The following is a 10254-nucleotide window of genomic DNA, read 5'->3' as shown; positions in this document are numbered from 1 at the left end:
GCCGTGGATGTCTTGGCTAACGATACTGACCTTGATGACGGTGCAACCTTCACCCTAGATACCGTCCAAGCAGATAAAGGATTAGCCACCATCGTTGATGGTAAGCTGGTCTTTACTGCAACGGCTGAGCACTTCGATCACCTTCCAAGTGGCGTGACAGAAGACGTTGTGGTGACGTACACCATGAGTGATGAAACGGGTACGCCAATCACGTCAACGGCCACAATCACCGTAACGGGCACCAATGATGGTGCCACCATTACCAAGTCTAAAACCGATGATACAAGTGTAATAGAATCTGGACTAAATATTACTGGAGACTCTAGTGCAGGCGGCAAGCTTGAAATAACAGATGTTGATGATGGTGAAGCTAAAATAAAAGTTACTCAAGAACAAGAACAACGTGAGGGTAAGTACGGAACGTTCACCATTAGCTCTGATGGTACTTGGAGCTATGAACTTGATCCTTCTAAGTCTGACAAGTTAAATGAAGGAGATATTGCTAAAGACAAGTTAGTTGTCGAATCGTTTGATGGTACAGCCACGAAAACAATTAAAGTCGATATTTTAGGAAGCAATGACAAAGCTTCGATTACTGGAAAAGATTTTGGTTCTGTAAAAGAAGACCATAAGGTACATGAGTCACCTGATGGAGACTACCTACAAACTGTAGGTAAACTAAAAGTAAGTGATGTCGATAAGGGTGAAGCTCGCTTTGACACTGGAAGTGTAGAAGCCTCTGAAGGCACCCTAGGTCGCTTAGAAATCACATCTGGTGGACGTTGGACCTATCAAGTTGATAATGCGGATGTGCAATATCTTGGCAAAGATGAGACGAAAGAAGAAACCTTCACAGTCACTTCTTTGGATGGTACGGCAACTGAAACTATTACGGTTACAATTAGCGGTACAAATGATGGCCCTGTTGCTATCAACGATCATTACGACACTCCTAATGAAACATTACTATTCACTGAGTCCTTTGAAGATATGACCTCAACGGGCAGCTGGACGGTTGTTTACGGTGACAATGTAGGTGAGTGGAATGCAACACATGGCTTAGAAGTTCAACATGATGGTCTTATCGCTAAAGCTACTGACGGTGATTACTTAGCAGAACTTGACGCCCACGAGAATACGACTATTTCTACAAGCATTGATACATCGGGCCAAGATAGCGTACGCGTAGAGTTTGATTATAACCCTCGCCACAATGGGGGCAATAGCTCTTCGGATATGACTTTCAGCGTTGGCGGAGTTCTTATTACTGTCCATGCTGATGGCACTCTTTCCGGAGATGATAATCACAATGTTAAAATCATTGGTGACGACGTAAATGGTTGGTATCAAATTACTGGTGAGTTTGACGTTACAGATGACAGTACTGAAATTAGCTTCGCGGGCAGTGGAGCTTCAGACTCTTTGGGCGCGTTGTTAGACAATATTTCTGTTACTGGTATTCAACAACCAGATTTAACTACCGATGAAGATGAGCCGATCACTATTTCTTTCGCCGATTTACTTGGTAATGACTCAGATATTGATGGAGACACACTAGAAATTACTGATGTTTCAAATGCTGAAAATGGTGAGTTTGTAGTTAATTATGAAAACCAGACAATCACGTTTACACCAACTAAAGACTATAACGGCGAAGCATCTTTTGAATACACTATCTCGGATGGAAATGGCGGTGTAGATACCGCAACAGTTACTCTAAACGTTATTCCTGTAAATGACCCACCAGTTGCAGAAAATGACGGACATAAACTTGGTGACAACCTGATTATCAATGGCAGCTTTGAAGATTATTCTGAACAAACTGGTACAGGTTGGGGCTCAAGAGTCGATGGCCTTGATAATTGGCAGTTTGAAGCTAAATCTAAAGGTTTAGACTCAGTTCAAGAAGGCTATGGCGTTCAAGAAACTGATGGTAGCCGTATGATTGATATGGAAGGTAATGGTGACAACGTTACTCTTTCTCAAACGGTATCGGGCTTGAATGAAGGGACAGTTTATCAATTGTCTTTTGATATTGCAGAGTATGAAAATATTCCAACAGCTGCTCTAGAGGTAATCTGGAACGGTGAACTGGTTGCAGTCGTAGAACCTAATGGTAACGTGATGCAAACACAAACACTTGAACTAGTTGGAAGTGAAGGTGACAACACTATCTCGTTTAGAGAAGTTGGTTCTGAAGGTGATAATAGTGGTACATATTTAGATAACATCAAACTTCAAGAAGTGCTTGTCGACCTAACGACAGATGAAGACACTGCCCTAGAAATCTCCCCACAGCAGTTACTTCGAAATGATACTGATGTCGATGGTGATGAGCTAACTATTACCAACGTTGCTATGACAGATGGTAAGGCAGTAGATGGAAGCGTTAGCATAGTTGATGGAAAGGTTGTTTTTGAACCGGCACAGGACTTCAATGGAGTTACTACTTTTGAATATACGATTACCGATGGAAACGGCGGTTATGATACGGCAACAGTTACCGTAAATGTCACTCCAGTAAATGATGCACCAGAGTTCATCAATGAAAACGTTGACGGCGGCGGTTATGAATTTAGCTATGCTGAGGGAATGACGGCGGAGGGTAATGAAAATACTCCTATCGGCAAAGTAGAAGTAACAGATATTGATAACACGGCAGACGAAATTAGTTTCGTTATCAAGAGTGGTAATGAAAATGGTTGGTTTGAAATCAATAGTCAAGGTGAGATTCGTCTGACTGAAACTGGCTTAGAAGCGGCGGCTAACGATTTCGAAGATGCAGGTCCAATTAACGAGCATAACTTAGTTGTGACTGTTAATGATGGCACTGTTGAGGTAGATACCAACGTTAGGCTTGAAGAAAGAAATGTTAACGATAACCAAACAGAATTCTCTAAAGACTCTGAATCTTCTATCTCATATCTAGAAGGTACTCAAGCAGGTGCTACTCTTGGTAACGTAACAGCAACAGACCTTGATGGTGATGACATTGTTTATAGTATCGCTAAAGAAGACAACATATACGCATTAGACGATACAAACAAAGACAAGCCTTATTTCTTTGTCGACCAAAACGGTAATATCAGCCTTACTGTTGACGGTGCTGCAGCCTATGCAAATGACTTTGAACAAGACAGTAACTCTCACTCGATTAAAGTAACAGCAACTGGCACAAGCGGTGAGGGTGAAGACACAGTTAGCACTATTGACGTAACGTTAAGCGAATTAAACGTAAATGATGAAGACACTAATTTTGCGTCAGACTCTATTTCATTCAACTATGAAGAAAACCAAGTCGCTGGTGCTACGATAGGTACTGTCGAAGCCTCTGATAAAGATGGCGCCAATATCACTTATTCTATTAAGCAAGGCGACAATGTTTATATTGATGATAAGCCACTTTATGCAGTGGATGAGAAAACTGGAGAAATTAGCCTGACTGAGGAAGGCGTTGCAGCTTATACAAATGATTACGAAGAAACGGGTAACTCTCATAAGATTAAAGTGACAGCGACAGGTACAGATGGTGAAGGCGATGACACTGTTGGTACCATCGAGGTAACTCTCAATGAAACAGATGATGATAGTGATAATCCACCAGAAGCAAAAGACTTCACGGAAGTGCTTGGTTCTGATGGCACGGTTGGTGTTACGTTTGATTCTGACAGTGAGACAAAAGACCAAATAAGTGATGAAGAAGATGATGAATCTGGCGTAGGTCTTGGCGTAGTGATTACCTCTGAGCCAACTTCAGGTCAGCTTTATTATCTCAATGATAGTGACGAGAGAGTGGACGTTAAAGTTGGCGATTTCGTTGCTAATCCGAATAGCTTAGTTTACGAAGATGATCAAGAGTCAACAGGATTCTTCCTAGGTCTTAACAATACTTCAAACCTTGATTCGACTGATCACAGTGCAACTGAATTCCATAACTGGGGTGACAAGGTTAATGACTTTACCCGCCAAGTAGAATTTGCTAACGGTGATGTTGTGACTATCACTTCTGAAGGCCAACCTCTGGTTCAAAACAACAATTCGAAAGGCCATATAGGTTTCGGCCTTGCTACAGATGATCAAGGGATTCATAAAGACGAAGCAATTCGAATAGATTTCTCAGATCGTCCAGCAGATACAGTTTCATTAGGGCTTAGCGGCTTAGGTGGATGGTTCGCTCCAAATGCTAATGAAGATGTACTTTCTCGTGTTGAAATTACGATAACCGTTGATCATGGCGCGCACCTAGCTGACGAAGAGCGATATGAAGATATTACTCAGACTTTTGACAGCACCAAGAACAATCAAGAAGTAACGATTGCAGCTCCAGAAGGTTCAGTGATTGTTTCTGTTGTCACGAGTACACAAGGCCCTGGTAACTGGGATCTTACTTCCCTAGAAGCAAAAGCATCGGATTCATTCGATTACAAAGCTGTAGACAGTGATGGCAATGAAAGTGATGTTAAGACAGTTACCATTACTGAAGGTAATAACGCCCCGTTTGCTAACGATGATCCTGATGGCTACAGTATAAAACTTGGTACTCAAAACAACGACGATTGGGCTGGATACGAAGATGTTGTAACTGCCCGTTACGAAGGCTCAGATAAACCAGTAAATATTACGATGCAAAGTGATATTAAGATGGGTGCTGATGCCAATGTTAACGGTGGCCCCGGTGCTCAAATTCAATACAACCGCGCAGATGGGCAGTCTGAGCAGCTTGTATTTGAGTTAGGAAAACCAGCGACAGAATTTACGTTTACCGTATCTAACTTATTTATTAATGAGGGTGGTTCTGGTAACGATGAGCAAGGCATGTGGGTGGCCTACTACAACGGTGTTGCGGTTGCTAGTGACATGTTTGTTGCTAACCTTGACAACAACACAGGTAAGTACACTTTCGATACCAACGGTGAAATTGCGTTCGATAAAGTAGTGTTCGAAGCAGTTGATTTTGCGGATGTACCAGCACGTGGAACGGATTCTTCTGACTACTTTGTGACGGGTTTTAGTGCATCTAACCAAGGTGGCGCTCATGTTATTGAGCAAGAAGAAGATGGTACAACCGAGTTTAGAATAGCTATCGCTGATCTATTGAAAAATGATGGTGATGTCGATGGTGATGAGATTCGCCTAACTTATGTGTTTGGCGAGGAAAACGGCGACGCTTATGTGGATGGCGATTATGTCGTCTTTAATCTAGGCGACCACGTTGGATCTGCGGAGTTTAAGTACCAGATTACCGACGACAAAGGCGGCTTTGCCGATGCAACGGTTAAGGTCATTGTAAACCCTGTTGAGCCAAATGATGTAACAGTGAAATCTATTGAAGGCACAGATGCTAAAGAAGGTGAAAACCTTGTTTACCAAGTTAGCTTAAGTGATGGCCCACTAGAAGAGCAGAGCTTTAAGTTTGACTTTGGTGTTGATACTGACACTGCGAACAAGTCAACCGATGTAGCGGCTCTCGATAATGTTGTTTTCACTAATGGTGTGACTTACAAAAATGGTTACATTACAGTGCCGGTAGGTGTCAGCAACTTTGCCATCTTGGTGCCAGCATTGGTGGATAGCCTCTACGAAGGTAAAGAGAGCTTTACTATAGCTCTAACTGATTCGGAGGACGTTTCTAAATCTGCTGATGCGACCATCACTAATATCGATATTCCAGAATTGTCTGTAACAAGCCCTGGTGAAGTCGTTGAAGGCTCTGCTTCGAACTTTACGGTTTCGTTAGATAAGCCATCTAGCGTACCAGTAATAGTGACACTAGCACTTCTAGCAGGTGGAGCGATAGGTGAGGCTAACGCTGATGACTTAGGTGAACTCTCTGTAACTTATTATGATGGAAACGAAACGAAAACATTAGAGGCTAATGGGTCAGGTAACTATGAGATCCCTGCCAATGTTACTTCGATAAATGTATCCGTGCCTACAGTAAATGATTCTGATTACGAAGGGCCTGAAACCTTCAGCCTTAAAGTCACAGAAGTTGGATCGATAACAAGTAACGGCAATATTGGCGTGATTGGTGACGCGACGATTACTGATGTCAGTGACAACCTAGCACCTACCATTGATCTAAACGGTGAAAGCCACACAATTCACTTTGAAAGTGAAAGTGCCTCACACTCTAATGTATTTGGTTACTTTACACTTGATGCTGACGGCAAACCAACTGAGCCTCAAATCATCATTTTGAATAGTAATGATCCAAGCTTGGAAAAAGATGATTTGCTGGCAAACCTTGAATCAACAGAAGGTTTACACTACTTCTTGATTAGTGATGGAGCAGGCACATTAGGTGGTAGTCCTAATTTGTCATTCTCTGACTCGGGTGAACTGTTGAATAACGGTAGCTCAATTAGCAAACCTGTATTCTTGTCAAATGAAGACAGTCAACAATATGAGTTCGACATTAATACTGATAATGGCGTTACTGAAATTCGAGTCGAAGATATCTTGCTAAAAAATAGCGATGAAGACCACAATGATCTAGTCGTTACGTTACGCCCTGTAACAGATAACGGAACAGGCTATCAAACTACTTTTACTGAGGGTGATTCAGGCGTTTCAATAGTCGATACAGACGTTGATATCTTTGATGACCAAGATGTTATATCCGAAGTTACGATTAAGCCTACCAACGCGACGGAGTTTGATGAATTAGATGATTCAGATCTACTTGATGGATGGTCTTTGGTTCTAGCAGAAGGCGTTTATACGTTAAGTAATACAAACGGAGAAACCTCAGCATCCGATTTTGAAGCGGCACTTAAATTAATCCAGTTTACTAATTCAAATGACGATCCAAGTGAGGTAAGCAGAACTCTAGAAGTGATTGCTTATGATGAACTAGGGCAAGCATCTAATACTGCAATTACTACAATTGATGTAAAAGCATTGCCAGATACGCCAGATCCAATTCCTGGAGATAATACGCCACCAGAAGCACAGTCGATTGAATTAGAGACTGTGGCTGGAAGAAAGGAAATTAGTTTTGTAGATTTAGTTTCAGATGATGAAGACGATAAATCCAATACTGTTGTTAATCTTGAAATTCAGTCTACGCCTCTGTTTGGGCAAATCTATTACTTTGATGATAAAGGTGTTCGAGTTGATTTATCAGTTGGTGACACGATTGCTGAAACGACACAAGTTCAATATATTCTAGACCCCGACCTTATCGCTCAAAACAGTTCTTTAGTTGCAAAAGATTTGGATTCGACGCTGTTTGGTAGTTCAAGCTTAAACGTTGATGGTCTCTATACTGTGTCTGGCGGTACGGTTACAGGTAGTAACGGTAGCTATGATTTCGAACAAGGTGGTCGTCTTCTATTTGACGATGCTGCTGGTGAAAAAGGGATTGCAGTTGACACTTCTGATAAGGCTAAGCCAAACGATAACGATAACGATAATGGTGATGAAATTAGCCAAAATGAATATATTTCAGTCAAGTTTGAGTCTGTAGACGTTAATGAAGCTACGGTTTTGTTAGGTGGCATCAATGGACATCTTAAAAATGGTCACGCTTCACTGATCGCTATTTTCTATAAAGATGGGAGCTATATTAGCTCTAGTACATTGACGTTAGATAAGTCAGATGAAGATCATAATAAAGAGAGAACAGCCTTATTAGAAGCTGACACTTCTTTTGATGAAGTTCGCTTTGTTGTAGATGCCCAGAATGGTAGTGCTGGATATGTTCTTCAAGGTGTAACCATCAATGAAGCAAGCTTCGATGACTCAAATGAGTTTGTTGATTCTTTTGATTATAAGGCAGTTGATTCGGAAGACTTAGAAAGCGAAGTTAAAACCGTAACATTGAATAGTGGTGGGACAGTTGTTAAGTCTGAAGGAGATATTGTTGATGATGTAAGGCTAGATTGGTATAAAGATCCAGCGGAAAGGCTCTTATGGAGTCAAACTCCCGCAGGTAAAGATAATGAGCATATTCTAGGTCATAAAGAAGGAATATTTATTGATGTCGGTGCTGCGGGGGATAGCGTTTACTTAGGATCCGGAGATGATACGATTTACCTTGGTGAAAGCCATGCGACATTAGATGAGCATGCGAATTCAGCTGAGAGAATTGAAGCAGCGAACGAAGCTATGGAACTATTTACAATTGGGACTGATTCAGATCACTTACAAGATAAGAAAGATGAAAGTTCTTCACTAACAAGTACTGAGTTTAGCAGCTCTGATATTGATGTTGCTCATAGTGGCTCTGGTGATGACCATATCTATGGACAAGCTGGTGTTGACATTATGTTCGGTGGTGCAGGCAATGACGTACTTGACGGTGGAGAAGGTAATGACGGTCTACGCGGCGGAACTGGTGACGATCGCTTAATCGGTGGTGAAGGTAATGACGTCTTAATTGGCGGTGAAGGTAACGATATCCTTACTGGTGGGGAGGGTTATGATACTTTCAAGTGGACTCCGGAAAGCGATGGAGAATTCACAACTCATGAAGATATTATCACCGACTTTAATCGTGAAGAGGATCGTATTGACTTAGGTGAACTGATTACGGGTAATGAAACCATGAATGATTTGCTAGGAAATATCACCGTTACGGTTGAAGGTGCAGGATCCGATGCTGACCTCAAGTTGCAAGTTAAACATGGTGAAGATACTGAAGTCATTGTTCTTCAGGATGCGGCATCCGATTTCTCAGAGTTCATTAATCAAGGCCAAGTGTCTGATGCTAGCGCAGAAGCAATACTCAATGATTTGATGTCTATTAAGCATCAAGATATTTAAATATGAGATCTAATAGGGTCGAAAGACCCTAAAGCTGACGCCAAAACACAAATAAAAAGCCCGAAGCTCTATTAAGAACTTCGGGCTTCTTTTATTCTTTAACTAATAGCTTAAAGCACCTTACAAGCAAAGCCTTTTAAGTAGAAACCTTCAGGGTAAGCGGTATCAATTAAGTGATCCGCTGCTTGCTCAAATCTTTCTACAAATTTCACGCTACGGCCAGCATCAAGGGCTGCATCTGCAATCACTTTTTGGAACAAGTCAGCACTCATAAGGCCAGAGCAAGAGTAAGTCAGTAGCGTGCCACCCGGTTTAAGGATCTGCATCGCTAGCATATTGATGTCTTTATAGCCGTTCGCGCCAGACGTTAAGTTGTTTTTACTAGAAACAAACTTAGGTGGGTCCATAACAATAACATCAAATTTAGTGCCTTGGTCGCGGTATTCTCGTAGCAGTTTGAATACGTCAGCGTTTAAAAATACTGCGCGTTTTTTCGAGATATCAAATTCGTTGATTTCAGCGTTGTATTTAGCAGTATCAAGAGCAGGTTGAGACACATCAGCGTTAATAACACGCTTAGCGCCACCTTTAAGCGCGTATAAACCAAAGCCACCAGTGTATGAGAAACAGTTAAGCACGTCTTTGTCTTTCACATACTTCATCGACTCTTTACGGCTATCACGCTGGTCAAGGTAGAAACCAGTCTTGTGACCATTGATGATATCAACGCTGATTTTAACGCCGTTTTCTTCAATAATGACAGATTCAGGGGGCGTATCACCATGCAGAACGCCAACGGTTTGTTCTAACCCTTCTTTCTTACGTACCGCGACATCTGAACGCTCATAAATATTGCACTCAGGGAAGCACTCTAACAGAGCCTCTACTAATACGTTTTTGTTATGCTCTGCGCCTGCACTAAGCAGTTGGCATACAAGATAGTTCTGAAACTTATCAATAGTTATACCTGGTAGAGAGTCAGACTCCGCGGCAATTAAGCGGTAACCCGTTAAACCATCACGTTCAATAATGTCTTCGCGAAGTAACTGAGCTTGTTGGATCTTTTCAACAAAGAACGCTTTATCGATGTCTCTTTTTTCAAAGCTCCAAACACGAGCTCGAATTTGAGAAGTAGGCGAGTAAGCTGCTTTTGCTAGCCATTTACCATCGTTGGCGTATACGTCGACGGTTTCTCCAGATTGTGGATCACCTTCAACACGTTGAATACCACGAGAAAAAACCCAAGGGTGTTTGCGACGTAAAGACTTATCACGGCCTTTAACAAGATAAATAGCAGGAGTCATTTGCTTACTCAGTTGAATAATTTTGGTGCGCTATTGTCTTGCAAGCGATGCTAAAAAGCAACGAGATACTGAGGTGTGGGGCAATAGGTGAATACATAAGTGAAATTTAAAGCGATTTACATAGTAAATCGAGGTCTGTTTTATAAGAAAGCTCTATAAACAAAAAAGCCAAAAACAGTGA

The 10254-nt window shown here is 41.7% G+C and carries 2 protein-coding genes; one reads left to right on the top strand and one right to left on the bottom strand.

The features are described from left to right. Window positions 1–12: 12 nt before the first annotated feature. Window positions 13–8769: a tandem-95 repeat protein gene (locus tag KP803_RS21965; protein ID WP_282437372.1), complete on the top strand. Its 8757-nt coding sequence runs from the start codon at window positions 13–15 to the stop codon at window positions 8767–8769. Window positions 8770–8879: 110 nt separating this feature from the next. Here KP803_RS21965 and KP803_RS21510 read toward each other — a convergent pair whose 3' ends face one another. Further along, window positions 8880–10073, bottom strand: coding sequence for a class I SAM-dependent methyltransferase (locus KP803_RS21510; RefSeq protein WP_248010906.1), 1194 nt, complete (start codon window positions 10071–10073; stop codon window positions 8880–8882). Window positions 10074–10254: the final 181 nt, after the last annotated feature.

The sequence above is a fragment of the Vibrio amylolyticus genome, assembly GCF_023145695.1.
In the GTDB taxonomy this organism is placed as follows: domain Bacteria; phylum Pseudomonadota; class Gammaproteobacteria; order Enterobacterales; family Vibrionaceae; genus Vibrio; species Vibrio amylolyticus.
Note: the sequence above shows the minus strand (reverse complement) of the source record. Positions and strands in the feature narration are given on the sequence as shown.